Here is a 19,881-nt window from a genome sequence, read left to right as displayed (position 1 = left end):
TGCCGTCTGCCGGGTATTTCCGGCCAATCAGAGCGAAACGCCGACAAAGCTTGAGAGAAATGTCTTCGAAGTGAACAATATGTAACTTCGCATTTCCATTTGAGATTCGTTCATGACTGCCTCGTCCCGATTGCTGGCCTGGCTGCTGTTCCCGTTATTGTCCCTGAGCAGCCTGCCGCTGCTGGCCGATACCGTGGAAGGCGCGCCGCAAGCGTTGCACCTGCTCGATTACATCAGTGCCGATTACCCGCCGACGGTCGCGGCAGGCAAAGTCATCGACGATGGCGAATACCGCGAGCAGCTGGAATTCACCCAGGTTCTGCAGGGCTTGATCACTGCATTGCCAGCCAAACCGGAAAAAGCCGCGCTGGAACAGGGCGTCGAGTCTTTGCACGCCGCCATCACTGCGAAGCAGGACGGCGCTGATGTCGCTCGTCAGGCGCGACAGCTGGGGGCGAAACTGGCGGTGGCGTATGAAGTCAGTCAGGCGCCGATCATCACCCCGGACCCGACACGCGGTGCGCCGTTGTATGCACAGAACTGCTCGGTGTGCCACGGCGATACAGGTGCCGGCGACGGCCCGGCCGGCGTAGGTCTGACTCCCGCGCCAGCCAATCTGCGCGACGCTGCGCGGATGGATCACCTGAGCCTGTACGCGATCTACAGCACCCTCGGCCAAGGCGTCGAAGGCACTGACATGCCGGCGTTTGCCGATCAGCTCGATGATCGCCAGCGCTGGGATCTGGCCACCTACATCGCCGGCTTCAGCGCCGATGCGGCAGCCGCCAAGTCCGACAAGGTCTACAACATCGCTGACCTGGCCCGCCAGACCCCGGCCGAAGTGCAGGCAGCCGAGGGCGCCGAGGTCGCGGCGACGTTCCGTGCTCAGCGCGCGCAACCACCGCAGGTCAAGCGCGGGCCGGCGCAGTTGCTCGATTACACCGCCGCCACGCTGGACAAGAGCCTCGCGGCCTACCGCGCCGGTGAGCACGATCAGGCCTATGACCTGTCGGTGGCGGCGTATCTGGAAGGCTTCGAACTGGTGGAAAGCTCGCTGGACAACGTCGATGCCAACGTGCGCAAGGACACCGAAAAATCGCTGATGGCGTATCGGCAGTCATTGCAGGATGGTCTGCCCGTCGAGCAGGCCGAGCAGCGTCTGGACGCGGCCAAAGCCAAACTCAAGGAATCCGCCGGCCTGCTGGGCAGCGATGGTCTGAGCTGGTCGCTGAGTTACATCTCCGGTCTGCTGATTCTGCTGCGCGAAGGTCTGGAAGCGATTCTGGTGCTGGCGGCGATCCTCGCCTTCCTGCGCAACACCGGCCAGCAGTCAGCGGTGCGCAGCGTCAACGTCGGTTGGGGTCTGGCCTTGCTGGCAGGCTTGGGCACCTGGGCGCTGGCGGCGTATGTGATCGACGTCAGCGGTTCGCAGCGTGAGTTGCTGGAAGGCGCCACCGCGCTGTTTGCCAGCGTCATGGTGTTGTGGCTCGGCGTGTGGATGCATGACCGCCGTCACGCGGCGGCCTGGCAGGATTACATCAAAAGCAGCCTGGTCGGCGGCGGAGGTCGCTTCGGTTTTGCGATCCTGGCGTTCTTCTCGGTCTATCGCGAATTGTTCGAAGTGATCCTGTTCTACGAAACCCTGTGGCTGCAGGCCGGTCCTGCCGGGCACAACGCCGTGCTGGCCGGCGGCGCGACGGCGCTGGTGCTGCTGGTCGGCCTGGCCTGGGTGATTCTGCGCGGTTCGGCGAAACTGCCGCTGACGCTGTTCTTCAGCATCAACGCCGCGCTGCTGTGCGCGTTGTCGGTGGTGTTTGCCGGGCATGGCGTGAAGGCCTTGCAGGAGGCGGGAATCTTCGGCACACGGCCGGTGGCGTTCTTTGAATTCGACTGGCTGGGGATCCATGCCGATGCCTATTCGCTGACCGCGCAGGTAGTGGCGATTGTGGCGATTGCTGTGCTGTATGGGCGCAGTTGGGTGGCGGAGAAGCGCCGGGTTTCGGCGGCCTGAAGACATTCGCTGCGCTCACATTCGCGAGCAGGCTCGCTCCCACAGGTTCGTTCTGTATCCTGTGGGAGCGAGCCTGCTCGCGAATTTTTTGGAGGCAAGAACATGCGTGTATGGATCGATGCCGACGCCTGTCCACGGGCGGCGAAGGATCTGGTGGTGAAGTTCGCGCTCAAGCGCCAGTTCGAAGTGGTGCTGGTGGCCGGGCAGCCGCAGATCAAGCCGGGGCTGGCCATCGTCAAACTGATCGTGGTGCCGAGCGGGCCGGATGCGGCGGATGATTATCTGGTCGAGCATGCGGTGCCGGGCGAGCTGGTGATCTGCAGCGATATCCCGCTGGCCGATCGGCTGGTGAAGAAGGGCGTGGCGGCGCTGGATCCGCGCGGTAAGGAATTCGATGCGCAGAACATGGGTGAGCGTCTGGCGGTGCGTAATCTGTTCACCGATCTCAGGGAGCAGGGCCAGATGAGCGGCGGCCCGGCACCGTTTGGCGAGCGGGAGAAGCAGGCGTTTGCCAATGCGCTGGACCGGATTCTGACCCGGCTCACCCGCAAGCCCTGAGTCTTGCACAATCCCTGTGGGAGCGAGCCTGCTCGCGAAAGCTGTGTGTCATACAACCTGATGTTGGCTGATACAACGCATTCGCGAGCAGGCTCGCTCCCACATCTGGTTTCATTTAAGGCGAGGGATCATGCGTCGTTTTCGTGAGTCAGTTCGAGCACGCGGTCGACCAGTTTGTTGATCCCCGAAGCCGCTTCACTGATGGTCTGCGCCAGCATGTAAGCCGGGGTGGTCACCAGTTTGCGCGCCTTGTCTTCGACGATTTCGGTCACAGCGCACTCTTCGTGGGTGGCGCCCATTTTGTTCATGGCCGCAGCGGTGTCGGCATCGTTGCCAATGGTGCAGGTCACGCCGGGACCGTAGATTTTCGCCGCCAGCGCCGGGGAAATACAGATCAGCCCGACCGGTTTGCCCGCTTCGGCAAATGCTTCGGCCAGGGCCAGCACTTCAGGTTGCACGGTGCAGCCGGCGCCTTCGATGGCGAAGTTCGACAGGTTTTTCGCCGCGCCGAAACCGCCGGGCACGATCAGCGCATCGAAGTCGTCAACGTCGGCATCGCGGATATCCTTGACGTTGCCCCGGGCAATCCGCGCCGATTCCACCAGTACGTTGCGCGATTCCGGCATTTCTTCGCCGGTCAGGTGGTTGATCACATGCAATTGCGCGATGTTTGGCGCGAAGCACTGCACCTGTGCGCCGCGCTGGTCGAGGCGCAGCAGGGTGATGACACTTTCCTGGATTTCGGCGCCGTCGTACACGCCACTGCCGGACAGGATCACTGCAACTTTTTTGCTCATGGGCTTCTCTCCAGATTCATGGCGCTCAATGTCCCTTAAATCGTCGCGTGTTGCCATAGGGGCATGGGGGACAGAGCGCTCTCTCAATGGATCGCAACGGCGGCGGGGTGTTCATTATTTGCCTGGACTGCGTGTGGCAGCCGCCAGCGAATGGCTTATTCGGCTGGCGTTTTCGGTCCGGCAGGAGGGCTCGCTTCGGCCTGGCGCAACTGCTCGGCCTCGGCGGCTTTGGCGATCTGCTCGTCCTGATAGATTTTCTTCGCCAGTTGCGCATTCTTGAAGCGGCGTCGCAGCCACAGGCCCAGCCCGAGGATCAGCAAGGCGCCCAGCACCCACAGCTCGTACTTCTTGATGCTGCCGAGCATGCCTTCCAGCACTGCGCCGAAGTGATAGGCCGCCGCAGCCAGTGCGGTGGCCCAGATCGCCGCGCCGATGCCGTTGAGCAGCAGGTAGCGTCCCGGCGGATAACCGGACAGGCCGATTGCCACCGGCATCACCGTGCGCAGGCCGTAAACGAAGCGGAAGCTCAGGACCCAGATGTCCGGATGTTTGCGGATATGCTCCAGCGCGCGGTCACCCATCATCTGCCAGCGCGGCTTGCGCGCGAGCAATTTGCGCCCGTGCTTGCGCCCCAGGAAGTACCACAGCTGATCGCCGGCGTAGCTGCCGAAGAACGCCACGACCACCACCAGATTGATGTCCATGTATCCACGGAACGCGAGGAAGCCTGCGAGCACCAGGATGGTTTCGCCTTCGAAGAACGTGCCGAGGAACAAGGCAAAGTAGCCAAAGTCGTGCAGAAATTGTTGGAGCATTGTCTGGGTGCTGGCGAAATGAACGCGCAGCCTAACCCTTCGGGCACATTCATGAAAGTGTCCAAATGTGTCTCGACGTGAACATTTCCTACATCGACAATGGATTGCGGCTACCTGTCACAGAGCACACACAACTGTCATCTGTTGGTCATAATGGCCGTCTATAACTGTCACGCTCGCCCGTTTGCCCGGGCTCAGGAGTCCGCCGTGAGCTTTACCCCTGCCAATCGTCTGTTCCCAGCCACTCGTCTGCGCCGCAATCGTCGTGATGATTTTTCGCGGCGGCTGGTGCGTGAAAACGTGCTGACGGTCGATGATCTGATTCTGCCGGTGTTCGTGCTCGACGGGGAAAACCGCCGCGAAGCCGTGGCATCCATGCCGGGCGTCGAGCGACTGACGATTGATCTGCTGCTTGAAGAAGCGGCGAAATGGGTCGAGCTGGGCATTCCGGCGCTGGCGCTGTTTCCGGTCACCCCGCCTGAACTGAAATCCCTTGATGCCGCCGAAGCCTGGAACCCCGAAGGCATCGCCCAGCGCGCCACTCGCGCCCTGCGTGAGCGTTTCCCGGAGCTTGGCGTGATCACTGACGTGGCGCTGGACCCGTTCACCACCCACGGTCAGGACGGCATTCTCGACGAAGAAGGCTACGTGCAGAACGACATCACCGTCGATGCGCTGGTGCGTCAGGCGCTGTCCCACGCCGAAGCCGGTGCGCAGGTCGTGGCGCCATCGGACATGATGGACGGTCGCATCCAGGCCATCCGTGAAGCGCTGGAAATCGCCGGTCACGTCAATGTGCGCATCATGGCCTACTCGGCCAAGTACGCCAGCGCCTACTACGGCCCATTCCGCGATGCGGTGGGCTCGGCGTCGAACCTCGGCAAGGCCAATAAGGCCTCTTATCAGATGGATCCGGCCAACAGCGACGAAGCGCTGCACGAAGTCGGTGCGGACTTGTCCGAAGGTGCGGACATGGTCATGGTCAAACCGGGCATGCCCTACCTGGACATTCTTTTTCGGGTCAAAGATGCCTTCAAGGTGCCGACCTTCGTCTATCAGGTCAGTGGCGAATACGCCATGCACATGGCCGCTATCCAGAATGGCTGGTTGAGCGAAGCGGTGATCCTCGAGTCACTGACCGCCTTTAAACGTGCCGGTGCAGATGGCATCCTGACTTACTTTGCCGTTCGTGCCGCTCAATTGTTACGAGAGCAGAAATAGCCCTCCCAGGAACATTCCATGAATACCGAAGGACTCACTGAAGTTGCCGTAAAAGAAGCTCAGCCGGTGGTCGAGCAAATCACCGAAACCCCGCCGGAAATGGAGCCTGCGCCACCCGCGCCGGTTGCCGAAACCGCTGTGGCGGTGCCGGCGATCGCCATTCCCGGCCTGGATGACAGCAGCCTGTACATCCACCGCGAGCTTTCGCAATTGCAGTTCAACATCCGCGTGCTGGAACAGGCGCTGGACGAGTCCTACCCGTTGCTGGAGCGGCTGAAGTTCCTGCTGATCTTCTCCAGCAACCTCGACGAATTCTTCGAAATCCGCGTTGCCGGGCTGAAAAAGCAGATCACCTTTGCCCGCGAACAGGCCGGCGCTGACGGCTTGCAGCCGCATCAGGCGCTGGCGCGGATCAGCGAACTGGTCCACGGTCACGTTGACCGTCAGTACGCGATCCTCAACGACATCCTCCTGCCCGAGCTGGAAAAGCATCAGGTGCGCTTCATCCGTCGGCGCAACTGGACGACCAAGCTCAAGACCTGGGTCCGCCGCTATTTCCGCGACGAGATCGCGCCGATCATCACCCCGATCGGCCTCGACCCAACGCACCCGTTTCCGTTGCTGGTGAACAAGAGCCTGAACTTCATCGTCGAGCTCGAAGGCATCGACGCCTTCGGTCGCGACTCCGGTCTGGCGATCATCCCGGCGCCGCGTCTGCTGCCGCGGATCATCAAGGTACCGGAAGAAGTCGGCGGCGCCGGCGACAACTATGTGTTCCTGTCGTCGATGATCCACGCCCACGCCGATGACCTGTTCCAGGGCATGAAGGTGAAAGGCTGCTACCAGTTCCGTCTGACCCGAAACGCCGACCTGGCGCTCGATTCCGAAGACGTCGAAGACCTCGCCCGGGCCCTGCGTGGCGAGCTGTTTTCGCGGCGCTACGGTGATGCGGTACGTCTGGAAGTTGCCGACACTTGCCCGAAACATCTCTCGGACTACCTGCTCAAGCAGTTCAACCTGAGCGAGACCGAGCTGTATCAGGTCAACGGCCCGGTCAACCTGACGCGCCTGTTCAGCATCACCGGTCTGGACAGTCATCCGGAGCTGCAATACACGCCTTTCACCCCGCAGATCCCGAAACTGCTGCAGAACAGCGAAAACATCTTCAGTGTGGTCAGCAAGCAGGACATCCTCTTGCTGCACCCGTTCGAGTCGTTCACCCCGGTGGTCGACCTGCTGCGTCAGGCCGCGAAAGACCCGCATGTGTTGGCCGTACGGCAAACCCTGTACCGCTCCGGCGCCAACTCCGAGATCGTCGATGCGCTGGTCGACGCCGCGCGTAACGGCAAGGAAGTCACGGCAGTGATCGAGCTGCGCGCGCGCTTCGACGAAGAGTCCAACCTGCAACTGGCCAGTCGTCTGCAAGCGGCGGGTGCGGTGGTGATCTACGGTGTGGTCGGCTTCAAGACTCACGCCAAGATGATGCTGATTCTGCGCCGCGAGGCTGGCGAGATCGTCCGTTACGCGCACCTCGGCACCGGCAACTATCACGCCGGTAACGCCAAGCTCTACACCGACTACAGCCTGCTGACGTCCGACGACGCCTTGTGCGAGGATGTCGGCAAACTGTTCAGCCAGTTGATCGGCATGGGCAAGACGCTGCGCATGAAAAAGCTGCTGCATGCGCCGTTCACCCTGAAGAAGGGCATGCTCGACATGATCGCCCGCGAAACCCAGTTCGCCCTCGAAGGCAAACCGGCGCACATCATCGCCAAGTTCAACTCGCTGACTGATCCGAAGATCATCCGCGCGCTGTACAAGGCCAGCCAGTCCGGCGTGCGCATCGATCTGGTGGTGCGCGGCATGTGCTGCCTGCGTCCGGGCATCGCCGGGGTCTCGCACAACATTCATGTGCGCTCGATCATTGGCCGCTTCCTCGAGCACACGCGGGTGTTCTACTTCCTCAACGGCGGCGACGAACAGATGTTCCTCTCCAGCGCCGACTGGATGGAGCGCAACCTCGACAAGCGCGTCGAGACCTGCTTCCCGGTGGAGGGCAAGAAGCTGCTGACCCGAGTCAAGAAGGAGCTGGAGCTGTACCTGACCGACAACACCCACAGCTGGAGCTTGCAGTCGGACGGCCGCTACATCCGCAACACACCTACCGGCAACCAGAACCCGCGCAGTGCGCAGGCGACGTTGCTGGAGCGGCTGGGCAGCCCGATCCTGCCGGTGAGCAGCTGACCGTCAGCCCAAATAAAAAGGCGATCCCAACGGATCGCCTTTTTTGTGCCTGACACACCAACCTGTAGGAGCTGTCGAGTGCAACGAGGCTGCGATCTTTTATAAACAGGAGCAAAAGATCGCAGCCTTCGGCAGCTCCTACGGCGGCGTTCAGTGCACCGTTAGGACAATGCCCACCCGCGTCAGCCAATCGGCCTCAAGGCCAAAATCCGCCTGGGTCAGTTGGTTCTCATCCAGCCAGTTCTCCGGAAATTGCACATCGAGATGATCGCCATTGGCATGCAGCACCACCTGCGGCATCGCCTGGGTTCCGCGAATGTGATGGAACAGAATGGCAAATCGCAGCAGCACGCACAGGCGAATCAGCTTGATGCCGTCATCGCCGAACTCGGCGAATTTGTCCTTGGGAATATTGCGCCGATGGCCTCGCACCAATAACGCGAGCATCTGCTGGTCTTCTCGCGAGAAGCCGGCCAGATCGGAGTGCTCGATCAGGTAGGCACCGTGCTTGTGGTAATGATAGTGAGCGATGTCGAGGCCGACTTCGTGGACTTTCGCCGCCCAGCCGAGCAGTTCGCGCCAGATGCCGTCGTCCAGTTCCCAGTCCACGGCGACCTGATCGAACGCGTGCAGGGCCTTGCGCTCGACCCGCGCCGCCTGTTCCAGATCGACGTGATAGCGCTCCATCAGCGAGGTCAGGGTGCGTTCGCGCACGTCTTCGTGATGATGGCGGCCGAGCAGGTCGTAGAGTACGCCTTCACGCAGCGCGCCCTCGCAATGGTCCATGCGTTGCAGTTCAAGGGCGTCGAAGATCGCTTCGAGAATCGCCAGACCCGCCGGGAAGATCGCCCGGCGGTCAGGCTTGATGCCTTCGAAATCGATCTTGTCGGCGTCGCCCAGCTTGAACAATTTGCGCTTGAGCCACGCCAGGCCTTCGGCGTTGACCTCGCCGCTGCCGTGGCCGCCGGCCTTCAGGGCCAGACCAATGGCGCGAATCGTACCGGAAGAGCCGATGGCTTCATCCCAGGTCAGGCGATGCAGGGCGTGCTCGATGCTCATGATTTCCAGGCGCGCCGCCGTGTAAGCCTGGGCGTAGCGGGCCGGAGTGATCTTGCCGTCCTTGAAGTAGCGCTGGGTGAAACTCACGCAGCCCATTTGCAGGCTCTCGCGCAATAAAGGCTCGAAGCGCTGGCCGATGATGAATTCGGTACTGCCGCCGCCGATGTCGGCGACCAGACGTTTGCCTGGGGTGTCGGCGAGTGTGTGCGACACGCCGAGATAGATCAGACGCGCTTCTTCACGGCCGGAGATGACTTCAACCGTGTGGCCGAGGATTTCCTCGGCGCGGCGGATGAATTCGCCACGGTTGCGTGCTTCGCGCAGGGCGTTGGTGCCGACGATGCGCACGGCACCGAGCGGCATACCGTTGATCAGTTGGGCAAAGCGCTTGAGGCAATCGAGGCCGCGCTGCATCGATTCTTCGTTGAGCTGGCGCGCGTCGTCGATGCCGGCGGCCAGTTGCACCTTTTCGCCGAGGCGCTCGAGGATGCGGATTTCGCCGTTCTGGGCCTTGGCCACGACCATGTGAAAGCTGTTGGAGCCCAGGTCGATTGCGGCGATCAGGGACAGATTCTTGGCTTGGGATTGCGGCATGGTCAGGGGGTCTCGGTCGATAACCCCGACATCGTGCCACGATCAAACGCTGGCGCCAACGCGCATGGTTCAAACCGTTGATTCAGCGCAGAAAGTCTGAAGATCGCGGCGCGGCCATTCGCGAGCAGGCTCGCTCCCACAGATGAGCGCATTCCCCTGTGGGAGCGAGCCTGCTCGCGAAGAGGGCATCACTGCCTCAGAATATCTTCAGGCTGTCGCTTCCACCGTGCCAATAAAGTTCGCCAGCTCCGCCGTCTGCGGATTGGCAAACAACACCTTCGGATCGCCCACCTCATGCACCTTGCCATGGTGCATGAAGACCAGTTTATCGCCGACTTCCCGGGCAAAGCGCATCTCATGGGTGACCATGATCAGCGTCATGCCTTCTTTCGCCAATTGCCGCACCACGCTGAGCACTTCATTGACCAGCTCAGGGTCCAGCGCCGAGGTGATTTCATCGCACAGCAGCACCTTCGGCGACATCGCCAGGGCCCGGGCAATCGCCACCCGCTGCTGCTGGCCGCCGGACAAGCGGTCGGGGAAGGCATCGAATTTCTCCCCGAGCCCGACTCGCTCGAGCATTTCCCGCGCCAGTTCGGCTGCCTTGGCCTTGGGTACTTTTTGCACCACTTGCGGCGCGAGCATGACGTTTTCGCCGACGGTCAGGTGCGGGAACAGGTTGAACTGCTGGAAGACCATGCCGACCTTCTGTCGCAGGCTGCGCAGATCGGCGCGGGCGGCGTCGAGGTATTCGCCGTCGACTTCAATCACGCCGTCGTTGATCGACTCCAGGCCATTGAGCGTGCGCAACAGGGTCGATTTGCCCGAGCCGCTGCGGCCGATGATCGCCACGACCTGGCCTTCCTCGACGCTGAGGTCGATGCCTTTGAGTACGTGGTGATCGCCGTAGTATTTATGCAGGGCGGAAATTCTAAGCAGAGGCATGCAGTCTCCTTTCCAGGTAGCGCGCACTGAGGGACAAGGGGTAGCAGAGCAGGAAGTAGCCGAGGGCGACGAGGCCGTAGACCATGAACGGTTCGAACGTGGCATTGGCAAGCATGCCGCCGGTCTTGGTCAGTTCGGTGAAGCCGATGATCGAGGTCACCGCTGTGCCTTTGACCACTTGCACCGAGAAGCCCACGGTCGGCGCCACGGCGATGCGCAGCGCTTGCGGCAGAATCACATAGCGCAACTGCTCCAGCGGATTGAGCGCCAGGCTCGACGAGGCTTCCCACTGACCGTGGGGAATGGCCTCGACGCAACCGCGCCAGATCTCCGCCAGATAGGCACTGGTAAACAAGGTCAAAGCGATGGCCGCGGCCATCCACGGCGAAATCTCGATCCCGGCCAGCGCCACACCGAAGAACACCAGAAACAGCTGCATCAGCAGCGGCGTGCCCTGGAACAGCTCGATCCAGGTGCGCGCGATGCTGCTTGGCAGAGTGTTCTTCGAAATGCGCATCACCAGAATCAGCAGGCCGACGAGGCCGCCGCCGATGAACGCCACCAGCGACAGCGCCAGCGTCCATTGCAGGCCGGTGAGCAGGTTGCGCAGGATGTCCCAGAAAGTGAAATCGCTCATTGGCTGCTCCTCGCAATGAAGCGGCGGCCGAACCAGTTGAGCAATTGGCGGATCAGCAGCGCCATGCACAGGTAGATCAGGGTGGTCAGCGCATAGGTTTCAAAGGCGCGGAAGTTGCGCGACTGAATGAAGTTGGCGGCAAAACTCAATTCTTCCGTGGCGATCTGCGAACACACCGCCGAACCGAGCATGACGATGATGATCTGGCTGCTCAGCGCCGGCCAGACCTTGCCCAGCGCTGGCAGCAGGACGACGTGGCGGAACGCTTCGAAGCGCGTCATCGCCAATGCCGCTGCGGCTTCCAGTTGCCCGCGCGGAATCGCCTGGATGCCGGCGCGGATGATCTCGGTCGAATAGGCGCCAAGGTTGATCACCATCGCCAGCACCGCCGCCTGCCATTCGGAAATCTGCACGCCGAGCGACGGCAGGCCGAAGAAGATGAAGAACAGTTGCACCAGAAACGGCGTGTTGCGGATCAACTCGACGTAGACGCCGAAGATCGCCGAGAACGGGCGGATCTGCCAAGCCCGCACCAACGCCCCGACAATGCCCACGCCGACCCCGAACAGCGCGCCGATGGCGGTCAGCTCAAGGGTGAACAGGGCGCCGCGCAGCAGCAGGTCGGTGTTTTCCACTACCGGCAAAAAATCGAACTGATAAGCCATGAAGGTCTCCCGCGCAGTCGATCAGAGATCAGCCGGCAGCGGCTCTTTCAGCCAGGTCTGCGAGTTCTTTTCCAGCGCGCCGTCAGCCTTGGCGGTGTTGAGGATGTCGTTGACCTTGGCCAGCAACGCCGCTTCATTCTTGTTCACACCGACGTAGACCGGCGAATCCTTGAGCTTCACTTTCAACGCCGGCACACGCTTGGGGTTCTTCTCGCTGATGGCCACCATCACCACGTTGCCGCTGGCGATCAGATCGACCTGGCCTGCCAGATAAGCGGCGATGGTCGAGTTGTTGTCTTCGAAGCGTTTGATGGTCACGCCCTCGGGGGCGACTTTGCTCAGCTCGATGTCTTCAATGGCGCCACGGGTGACGCTGATGGTCTTGCCCTTGAGGTCGTCGAGGCTGCTGATCGCAGCGTCTGGCGGGCCGAACACGGCGAGGTAGAACGGTGCGTAGGCGCGAGAGAAGTCGATGACTTTTTCGCGCTCGGCGTTTTTGCCGAGGCTGGAAATCACCAGATCGACCTTGCCGGTGGTGAGGAACGGAATGCGGTTGGTGCTGTTGACCGGCGTAAGCTCGAGTTTGACCTTGAGTTGGTCAGCCAGCAGTTTCGCCGTGTCGATATCCAGACCGCGCGGCTTCATGTCCGGGCCGACCGAGCCGAAGGGCGGGAAGTCCTGGGGCACGGCGACTTTCAGCGTGCCGCGTTTGACCACGTCGTCCAGACCGTCGGCGTGAGCGGGAGCCTGGCACAGCAGCAGGCCGGCAAACAGGGAAGCGAGGAGGGCGCTGTAACGCTGGGTCATGGACAATCTCCGGATCGGCGGGAAGTGGTTTCTGCGATCGGACAGAGCATGGGCCGTGCCAAGAGTCGGGATTCGCCTCGGCAGGCCACGGTATCAGCGGCTTGGTTCGGTCTTACTGGTCTGAACAGTCAGCCCGGTTTTCGCACTGCGATGGCGCATCGACTGCACGCGCCGAACCCCGCTGGGGCACGACTTGCCGGACTCGGCGAATAGCTTTACAACTAGCCGCACCTTGGCCCTGATGCGTCCGCAAACCATGAATTCGATCTCCCGCGCCGTACCCGAAGTGGCGCTGCAAGCGATCCGCAAACTGATCACCGAACAGGGTTTCGGCGCGGGTGATGCCTTGCCGTCGCAACGGGATCTGGCCCTGCAACTGGGGGTCAGCCGCGCTTCCTTGCGTGAGGCGCTGTCGTCGCTCAGCGCACTTGGCGTGGTCAGCATTCAGCCGGGCAAAGGCGTGTTCGTGCAGTCGCCGGTCGAATTGTCGCGCGGCGAAGCGCCGGGCTGGCCGTTCGCGGCGCAGGCCTCGCCGCTGGACATTTTCCAGTTGCGCTATGCGCTGGAGGGCTTTGCCGCCGGGCTCGCCGCGACAACCTTGAGTACATTTGATCTGGATGCGCTGGAAGACAACGTCGCGGCGATGCGTGAGCAATTGCGCAGCGGCGACTTCGAAGCGGCGGCGAAACTCGACTTCGAATTTCACCGGCGCATCCTCCTCGCCAGCGGCAATCAAGCGATGCTGAGCATCCTCACCGCCAGCGCCGAGATCTTTCTCGAAAGCCAGAAACTGCCGTTCATCCGCGCCGAGCGCGCCATGGAAACCTGGCAGGAACACCGCAAGATCCTCCGCGCGCTGGCTCGCCGCGCATCAGGGGCGGCGCAGAAAGCCATGCAGGAACACGTGCGCAACGCCGCCCTGCGTACCGGAATCGCCTTCATCGCTCCCGCCACGGCGTGACTTGAGCTATACCCAAACTCATCAGGGGCCATAGCAACACTCAATCATCTGCGGCTTCCTGAACAAGGGAAGGGCGGCTATGATGGGCCACGTTTTTTTGCTTACAACCTGGAGAATTCCATGAGCAGCGATCTGATCAAACACGTTAGCGACGCTAGCTTCGAAGCCGACGTACTCAAGGCCGAAGGCGCTGTCCTGGTCGACTACTGGGCTGAATGGTGCGGCCCTTGCAAAATGATCGCACCGGTTCTGGACGAGATTGCCGAGACTTACAAAGGCAAGCTGACCGTCGCCAAACTGAACATCGACGAAAACCAGGAAACCCCGGCCAAGCATGGCGTGCGTGGTATCCCGACGCTGATGCTGTTCAAGAACGGCAACGTTGAAGCGACCAAAGTCGGCGCACTGTCGAAGTCGCAGCTGGCGGCTTTCCTCGACGCCAACATCTGAGCGTCGCAGTAAAACGCTGAAAAAAAGCCCCGCAAATCGCGGGGCTTTTTGCGTATTCAGGGCTAGACGCTCCGAAACTCAGGTGGTACATTCGGCCCCGCACTGGTTTCTCCACTGCCCCCTGCTAGCCGTCGCCGACGCACTCCTTTTCGAATTAGTTCGCGATCCTGTCGCCTTCTCCGCGGCGCGGCCTCATTAAGCCAAAAGCTTAATTTCCCCCCTCCATAAATGATTACGTCATTCCTATATGAATCTGACTGAACTCAAGCAAAAGCCGATTACCGAACTGCTCGAATTAGCCGAACAGATGGGCATAGAAAATATGGCCCGTTCGCGCAAGCAGGACGTGATTTTCTCCCTGCTGAAAAAACACGCGAAAAGCGGCGAGGAAATCTCCGGTGATGGCGTGCTGGAGATTCTCCAGGACGGCTTCGGCTTCCTGCGCTCCGCAGACGCTTCCTACCTCGCCGGCCCTGACGACATCTACGTCTCGCCGAGCCAGATCCGCCGCTTCAACTTGCGCACCGGTGACACCATCGTTGGCAAGATCCGCCCTCCTAAGGAAGGCGAGCGGTATTTCGCCCTGCTCAAGGTCGACACGATCAACTTCGATCGTCCGGAGAACGCGAAAAACAAGATTCTCTTCGAGAACCTGACCCCGCTGTTCCCGACCGTGCGCATGAAGATGGAAGCCGGTAACGGTTCCACCGAAGACCTCACCGGTCGTGTGATCGACCTGTGTGCACCGATCGGCAAAGGCCAGCGTGGCCTGATCGTCGCACCGCCGAAAGCCGGTAAAACGATCATGCTGCAGAACATCGCAGCGAACATCGCCCGTAACAATCCTGAAGTTCACCTGATCGTGCTGTTGATCGACGAGCGTCCGGAAGAAGTGACCGAAATGCAGCGCACCGTGCGCGGCGAAGTGGTTGCTTCGACCTTCGACGAGCCGCCGACCCGTCACGTGCAGGTTGCTGAAATGGTGATCGAAAAGGCCAAGCGCCTGGTCGAGCACAAGAAAGACGTGGTGATCCTGCTCGACTCCATCACCCGTCTGGCCCGTGCCTACAACACCGTGATCCCGAGCTCCGGCAAGGTATTGACCGGTGGTGTCGATGCCCACGCCCTCGAGAAGCCAAAACGCTTCTTCGGCGCCGCGCGTAACATCGAAGAAGGCGGCTCGCTGACCATTATCGCCACCGCGCTGGTTGAAACCGGCTCGAAGATGGACGAAGTGATCTACGAAGAGTTCAAGGGTACCGGCAACATGGAACTGCCTCTGGATCGCAAGATCGCCGAGAAGCGTGTGTTCCCGGCCATCAACATCAACCGCTCCGGCACCCGCCGCGAAGAGTTGCTGACCGCCGACGACGAGCTGCAGCGCATGTGGATTCTGCGCAAGCTGCTGCACCCGATGGACGAAGTCGCCGCCATCGAGTTCCTGGTCGACAAACTGAAAACGACCAAGACCAACGACGAGTTCTTCTTGTCGATGAAGCGCAAGTAGTACGCAGCTGATAGAAGGAGCGCTCCGCAAGGGGCGCTTTTTTTTGTCCGCGATTTATTTGTATCTGGATTGAAATTTGCGCGGCTGCTAACGTCGCGCCTTCAAGGGATTCTGTACCCGGAACAGGTAAGGTTTTTCATGCACACGTTTGGCAATCGCCGTGATATCGACGGCTTACGCGCGCTCGCGGTACTTCCCGTCGTGCTGTTTCATTTCGGATTCAATACATTCAGCGGCGGCTTTGTCGGCGTGGATGTTTTCTTCGTCATCTCCGGATTCCTGATCACCTCGATCCTGTTTCGTGAAATCAGCGCCAAGCGATTCAGCTTTGTCGATTTCTGGGCGCGCCGTGCCCGCCGCATCATTCCGGCCTTGACGGTGGTCATGCTGGTGACGCTGGCGCTGGGTTGGCTGCTGCTGACGGCGAAGGATTTCTCCGAACTTGGCCGAACGGTGCGTTATCAGTCGCTGTTCATCTCCAATATTCTTTTCATGCGCGAGGACGGCTACTTTCAGCCCGCCTCCGATCTGAAACCGTTGTTGCACACTTGGTCGCTGGCGGTTGAAGAGCAGTACTACATTTTCTTCCCGTTACTGATGGCCGTGCTGGTTCGCTATTTCAGGCACTGGCGCTGGATCCTGCTGGCATTGCTGCTGGTTTCCTTTGGCCTGAACATCGCCTGGATTGAGCACAAGCCGGAATTCACTTTTTTTGCCTTGCCGACTCGTGCCTGGGAATTGTTGTGCGGGGCGATGCTTGCGGTAATGCCTGCGCCAAAACAGGCCGTGCGACCGTGGCTGTACCAGATGGTCGGCATTGCCGGTCTGGCAGCGGTGCTGGTCGCCGTGTTCACGTTTGATCGCTCAACGGTGTTTCCCGGGTGGGCGGCGTTGCTGCCGGTACTGGGCACCACTGCCCTGATCTGGTCAGGCGCCCAGGGACCGAGCTGGGCCGCGCGCCTGTTGAGTCTGCGGCCGCTGGTCTGGATCGGCCTGCTGTCTTATTCGCTGTATCTGTGGCACTGGCCGATTTACGTGTACGCCAACGCCATTTCCATCGACGGTATCCAGCCGCTCGAGGCGCTCGCCTGGATTGCGCTGGCAGTGGGTCTGGCATGGCTGAGCCTGCGCTACATCGAATTGCCGTTTCGGGAAAAACGTTTGCTGGGCGAACGTAAGTCGATACTGGCGGGTGCGGTAGTGGCCATTGCTGTACTGGTGGCGGTCGGTTCGGCGATTCGCTCGGCCGACGGTATCCCCGGGCGCCTGAGCGGCAAGGCTCTGGAATATGCGCAGGCCCGCGAATGGCGTGCCGGACAAATGAAATGCATGGTGGTGACGCAAGACAAATCGATCGACAAGGCCTGTCTGGTCGGCGGCGAACAGAGTACGCCGCCGACCCAGGCGTTCTGGGGTGACAGCCATGCGGCTGCGTTGATGCCGGCTATCGAGAGCAATGCCCGCCGCGACGGTCGTTCGGTATGGCTGTTCAGTATGAGCGCCTGTCCGCCGATTCTCAGCGACGACCCGCGCCAGCGGTGCAAGGACTTCAATCAGCAAACCATGGACAAAGTGCTCAGCCTTGGCATCAAGGACGTGGTATTGGCGTCCAATTGGAGTCTTTACGTCTATGGTCGCGAGGATGGCGACAAGAAGGTTTTGCTCAACGCCCATGACGATACCGCCCAGGCTGAGCAACGCATGGCCGCTGCGTTGCGCGCTCGCGTGGCCGCCTTGCGCGCAGCTGGCGTGCAGGTCTGGCTGTTCAAGGAAGTGCCGCTGCAACGCAAGGGCACCATCAACCGCCTGACCAGTCTGGCAAGGGTCGGCCGCTCCGCCGAAGGCCTTGGGCGTCCGCTTGAGGAACATCTGGCGCGTCAGCATTTTCTCGGCAACTTGTTCGCGTCCATGAGCGAAGCCGATCCGGGTGTGCATGTCATCGATCCGACGCCGATGATGTGCGCCGACGGGGTCTGCAGCATCGAGGTCAACGGCCACTCGCAGTACAAGGATGAGGACCATCTCTCGGACATTGGCAGTGCCAGGCTGAGCCCGTTGTTTGCCCCGGTATTGCTGGGCACAAACCGGCATTGAGTACTGCCAGGCTCTGACGGGCTGCTGTTTGCCCGCCAGAGCAGGTAGGATGTACGCCTATTTTGAGGGTGCCATCGTCAATGAAATTCAAGGATCTTCGGGATTTCGTGCAGCAGCTTGAGCAGCGCGGAGAGTTGAAACGCATCCAGATTCCCGTTTCGCCGGTGCTGGAGATGACTGAGGTGTGCGATCGCACGCTGCGAGCCAAAGGCCCGGCGCTGCTGTTCGAAAAACCCACCGGTTACGACATTCCGGTGCTCGGCAACCTGTTCGGCACCCCCGAGCGGGTAGCGATGGGCATGGGCGCCGAGTCGGTCAGCGAGCTGCGCGAAATCGGCAAGTTGCTGGCCTTCCTCAAGGAGCCAGAGCCGCCGAAGGGCTTGAAGGACGCGTGGTCGAAACTGCCGATCTTCCGCAAGATCATTTCGATGGCGCCGAAAGTGGTCAAAGACGCGGTTTGCCAGGAAATGGTCATCGAAGGCGACGACGTTGATCTGGCGATGTTGCCGGTGCAGACCTGCTGGCCCGGCGACGTCGGCCCGCTGATCACCTGGGGCCTGACGGTCACCAAGGGACCGAACAAGGAGCGTCAGAACCTCGGCATCTACCGTCAGCAAGTGATCGGCCGCAACAAAGTGATCATGCGCTGGCTCAGCCACCGTGGCGGCGCCCTCGATTTCCGCGAGTGGTGCGAGAAACATCCGGGCCAGCCGTTCCCGGTGTCGGTGGCCCTTGGCGCCGATCCGGCAACGATTCTCGGTGCCGTGACGCCGGTGCCGGACAGCCTTTCCGAATACGCTTTCGCAGGGCTCTTGCGCGGTAACCGCACCGAACTGGTCAAGTGTCGGGGCAACGATCTGCAAGTGCCGGCCACCGCCGAAATCATTCTTGAAGGCGTGATTCATCCGGGCGAAATGGCCGACGAAGGCCCATATGGCGACCACACCGGTTACTACAACGAAGTCGACAGCTTCCCGGTGTTCACCGTCGAGCGCATCACCCACCGGATCAAGCCGATCTATCACAGCACTTACACTGGCCGTCCGCCGGATGAGCCGGCGATTCTCGGCGTGGCGCTGAACGAAGTGTTCGTGCCGATCCTGCAGAAGCAGTTCCCGGAAATCACCGACTTCTACCTGCCGCCGGAAGGCTGCTCGTACCGCATGGCCGTGGTGACGATGAAGAAGTCGTATCCGGGGCATGCCAAGCGCGTGATGCTCGGCGTCTGGTCGTTTTTGCGACAGTTCATGTACACCAAGTTCGTTATCGTCACTGACGACGATATCAACGCCCGCGACTGGAACGACGTGATCTGGGCCATCACCACGCGCATGGACCCCAAGCGCGACACGGTGATGATCGACAATACGCCGATCGACTACCTCGACTTCGCCTCGCCGATTTCCGGCCTGGGCTCGAAAATGGGCCTGGATGCCACCCACAAGTGGCCGGGCGAAACCACCCGCGAGTGGGGCCGCGTAATCGTCAAGGACGACGCCGTCACCCAACGGATCGATGCCATCTGGAATCAGTTAGGAATAGATTGATGCGTGTAACCCTGCAGCCTTCCGGAGCAGTGCTTGAGATACAGCCCGGTGAGCGGATTCTCGACGGCGCACGGCGCCTGGGCTATGACTGCCCGCAAAGCTGCCGCAACGGCAATTGCCACGTGTGTGCAGCGCTGCTGGTCGAAGGCCGCGTCGAACAGGCCGGCAATGTCCACGACCACGGCGAGTTCTACACCTGCATTGCCGAACCGCTGGAAGACTGCGTGCTGTTGTGGGATGGCGTGCTCGCATTGGGTGAGCTGCCAGTGCGCAGCCTGTCGTGTCAGGTCATCGAATGCCGCGAGGTGGGCGGCGACACCTGGCGCGTGCGTCTGCGCGCACCGGCCGGCAAGCCGCCGCGCTATCACGCCGGGCAATATTTGATGATCGAGCGTGAGAGCGGCGAGAAATCGGCGTTCTCCATGGCTTCGGCACCCCACGGCGGGCGTGATCTGGAAATCCATGTGCTGGCGCGCGAAACCAGTGCGTTGAGCCTGATCGAGCAGTTGCAACGCAACCCGCTGGTGCGTGTCGAGTTGCCATTTGGCGACACGCATCTGGCCGAGTTGCCAAACGGTCCACTGGTGTTGATCGCCGCCGGTACCGGCATGGGCCAGATTCACAGCCTGATCGAACATTGCCGCGCCGAAGGTTTCAAGTATCCAGTGCATCTGTATTGGGGCGTGCGCCGCCCGGAAGATTTCTATCAGATCGAGCACTGGGACGAATGGCAGAAGCTGCCCAATCTGTTCCTGCACAAAGTGGTCAGCGACCAGTGCGGCTGGGAAGGGCGCTGCGGGATGCTGCACGAGGCGGTTTGCGAGGATTTCCCTGATCTGAAGCCGCTACATGTCTATGCCAGCGGTTCGCCGGCGATGGTTTACGGCACGCTGGATGCGCTGGTCGAGGCGGGTATGGATGCGCATCAGATGCGCGCCGACGTCTTCGCCTACGCGCCGCGTTCCTGAT

At 61.1% G+C, this 19,881-nt stretch carries 17 protein-coding genes; 10 read left to right on the top strand and 7 right to left on the bottom strand.

Annotated features, from left to right (window positions below):
* Positions 1-112: 112 nt before the first annotated feature.
* Complete coding sequence (locus AB4N53_RS18675; protein ID WP_076564509.1) at positions 113-2,011, top strand: FTR1 family protein; 1,899 nt, start codon at positions 113-115, stop codon at positions 2,009-2,011.
* A gap of 102 nt (positions 2,012-2,113) precedes the next feature.
* Positions 2,114-2,569, top strand: coding sequence for a YaiI/YqxD family protein (locus AB4N53_RS18670; protein WP_042607095.1), 456 nt, complete (start codon positions 2,114-2,116; stop codon positions 2,567-2,569).
* A 128-nt stretch (positions 2,570-2,697) separates the two neighbouring features.
* Here the strand turns inward: AB4N53_RS18670 and elbB are convergent, their stop codons facing one another.
* Both elbB and AB4N53_RS18660 read right to left on the bottom strand, forming a co-directional pair.
* Positions 2,698-3,366: an isoprenoid biosynthesis glyoxalase ElbB gene (gene elbB, locus AB4N53_RS18665; RefSeq protein WP_434767082.1), complete on the bottom strand. Its 669-nt coding sequence runs from the start codon at positions 3,364-3,366 to the stop codon at positions 2,698-2,700.
* Between the two features lie 155 nt (positions 3,367-3,521).
* On the bottom strand, positions 3,522-4,181 hold the full coding sequence (locus AB4N53_RS18660) for a DedA family protein (RefSeq protein WP_460122230.1): 660 nt from the start codon (positions 4,179-4,181) through the stop codon (positions 3,522-3,524).
* A gap of 207 nt (positions 4,182-4,388) precedes the next feature.
* Here AB4N53_RS18660 and hemB point away from each other — a divergent pair, with 207 nt between their 5' ends.
* Together hemB and ppk1 are read left to right on the top strand one after the other, a co-directional pair.
* On the top strand, positions 4,389-5,402 hold the full coding sequence (hemB, locus tag AB4N53_RS18655; protein ID WP_008084506.1) for a porphobilinogen synthase: 1,014 nt from the start codon (positions 4,389-4,391) through the stop codon (positions 5,400-5,402).
* An 18-nt stretch (positions 5,403-5,420) separates the two neighbouring features.
* Positions 5,421-7,646: a polyphosphate kinase 1 gene (gene ppk1, locus AB4N53_RS18650; RefSeq protein WP_460122228.1), complete on the top strand. Its 2,226-nt coding sequence runs from the start codon at positions 5,421-5,423 to the stop codon at positions 7,644-7,646.
* Positions 7,647-7,796: 150 nt separating this feature from the next.
* Here the strand turns inward: ppk1 and ppx are convergent, their stop codons facing one another.
* From ppx to AB4N53_RS18625, 5 genes are all read right to left on the bottom strand, one after another.
* Positions 7,797-9,299, bottom strand: a complete 1,503-nt coding sequence (gene ppx / locus AB4N53_RS18645) for an exopolyphosphatase (RefSeq protein ID WP_039757422.1) — start codon at positions 9,297-9,299, stop codon at positions 7,797-7,799.
* 207 nt (positions 9,300-9,506) lie between these two features.
* A complete protein-coding gene (locus tag AB4N53_RS18640; protein ID WP_007911148.1) occupies positions 9,507-10,244 on the bottom strand; it encodes an amino acid ABC transporter ATP-binding protein in 738 nt (245 codons plus the stop codon).
* Complete coding sequence (locus tag AB4N53_RS18635) at positions 10,231-10,881, bottom strand: amino acid ABC transporter permease (protein ID WP_016772621.1); 651 nt, start codon at positions 10,879-10,881, stop codon at positions 10,231-10,233. Before AB4N53_RS18635 ends, AB4N53_RS18640 begins: the two co-directional genes overlap by 14 nt.
* On the bottom strand, positions 10,878-11,546 hold the full coding sequence (locus AB4N53_RS18630; protein WP_460122225.1) for an amino acid ABC transporter permease: 669 nt from the start codon (positions 11,544-11,546) through the stop codon (positions 10,878-10,880). The genes AB4N53_RS18635 and AB4N53_RS18630 overlap by 4 nt, the downstream gene beginning before the upstream one ends.
* A gap of 21 nt (positions 11,547-11,567) precedes the next feature.
* Positions 11,568-12,353, bottom strand: a complete 786-nt coding sequence (locus AB4N53_RS18625) for a transporter substrate-binding domain-containing protein (RefSeq protein ID WP_434767078.1) — start codon at positions 12,351-12,353, stop codon at positions 11,568-11,570.
* 256 nt (positions 12,354-12,609) lie between these two features.
* Between AB4N53_RS18625 and AB4N53_RS18620 the strand changes: the two genes are divergently transcribed.
* The 6 genes from AB4N53_RS18620 (at position 12,610) to AB4N53_RS18595 (ending at position 19,880) form a co-directional block, all read left to right on the top strand.
* Complete coding sequence (locus AB4N53_RS18620; RefSeq protein WP_329515716.1) at positions 12,610-13,314, top strand: FadR/GntR family transcriptional regulator; 705 nt, start codon at positions 12,610-12,612, stop codon at positions 13,312-13,314.
* 120 nt (positions 13,315-13,434) lie between these two features.
* Complete coding sequence (gene trxA / locus AB4N53_RS18615) at positions 13,435-13,764, top strand: thioredoxin TrxA (RefSeq protein WP_003206727.1); 330 nt, start codon at positions 13,435-13,437, stop codon at positions 13,762-13,764.
* Positions 13,765-14,011: 247 nt separating this feature from the next.
* Entirely contained in the window at positions 14,012-15,271 is a 1,260-nt protein-coding gene (gene rho / locus AB4N53_RS18610; RefSeq protein WP_003229334.1) for a transcription termination factor Rho, read from the top strand.
* Positions 15,272-15,409: 138 nt separating this feature from the next.
* Complete coding sequence (locus AB4N53_RS18605; protein ID WP_460122222.1) at positions 15,410-17,365, top strand: acyltransferase family protein; 1,956 nt, start codon at positions 15,410-15,412, stop codon at positions 17,363-17,365.
* Positions 17,366-17,445: 80 nt separating this feature from the next.
* Complete coding sequence (ubiD, locus tag AB4N53_RS18600; RefSeq protein ID WP_460122220.1) at positions 17,446-18,912, top strand: 4-hydroxy-3-polyprenylbenzoate decarboxylase; 1,467 nt, start codon at positions 17,446-17,448, stop codon at positions 18,910-18,912.
* Positions 18,912-19,880, top strand: a complete 969-nt coding sequence (locus AB4N53_RS18595) for a CDP-6-deoxy-delta-3,4-glucoseen reductase (RefSeq protein ID WP_460122218.1) — start codon at positions 18,912-18,914, stop codon at positions 19,878-19,880. The genes ubiD and AB4N53_RS18595 overlap by 1 nt, the downstream gene beginning before the upstream one ends.
* The last annotated feature ends 1 nt before the right edge of the window (position 19,881 follow it).

The organism is Pseudomonas sp. H3_E04 (assembly GCF_054668915.1).
This window is presented reverse-complemented; position numbering and strand designations above follow the sequence as displayed.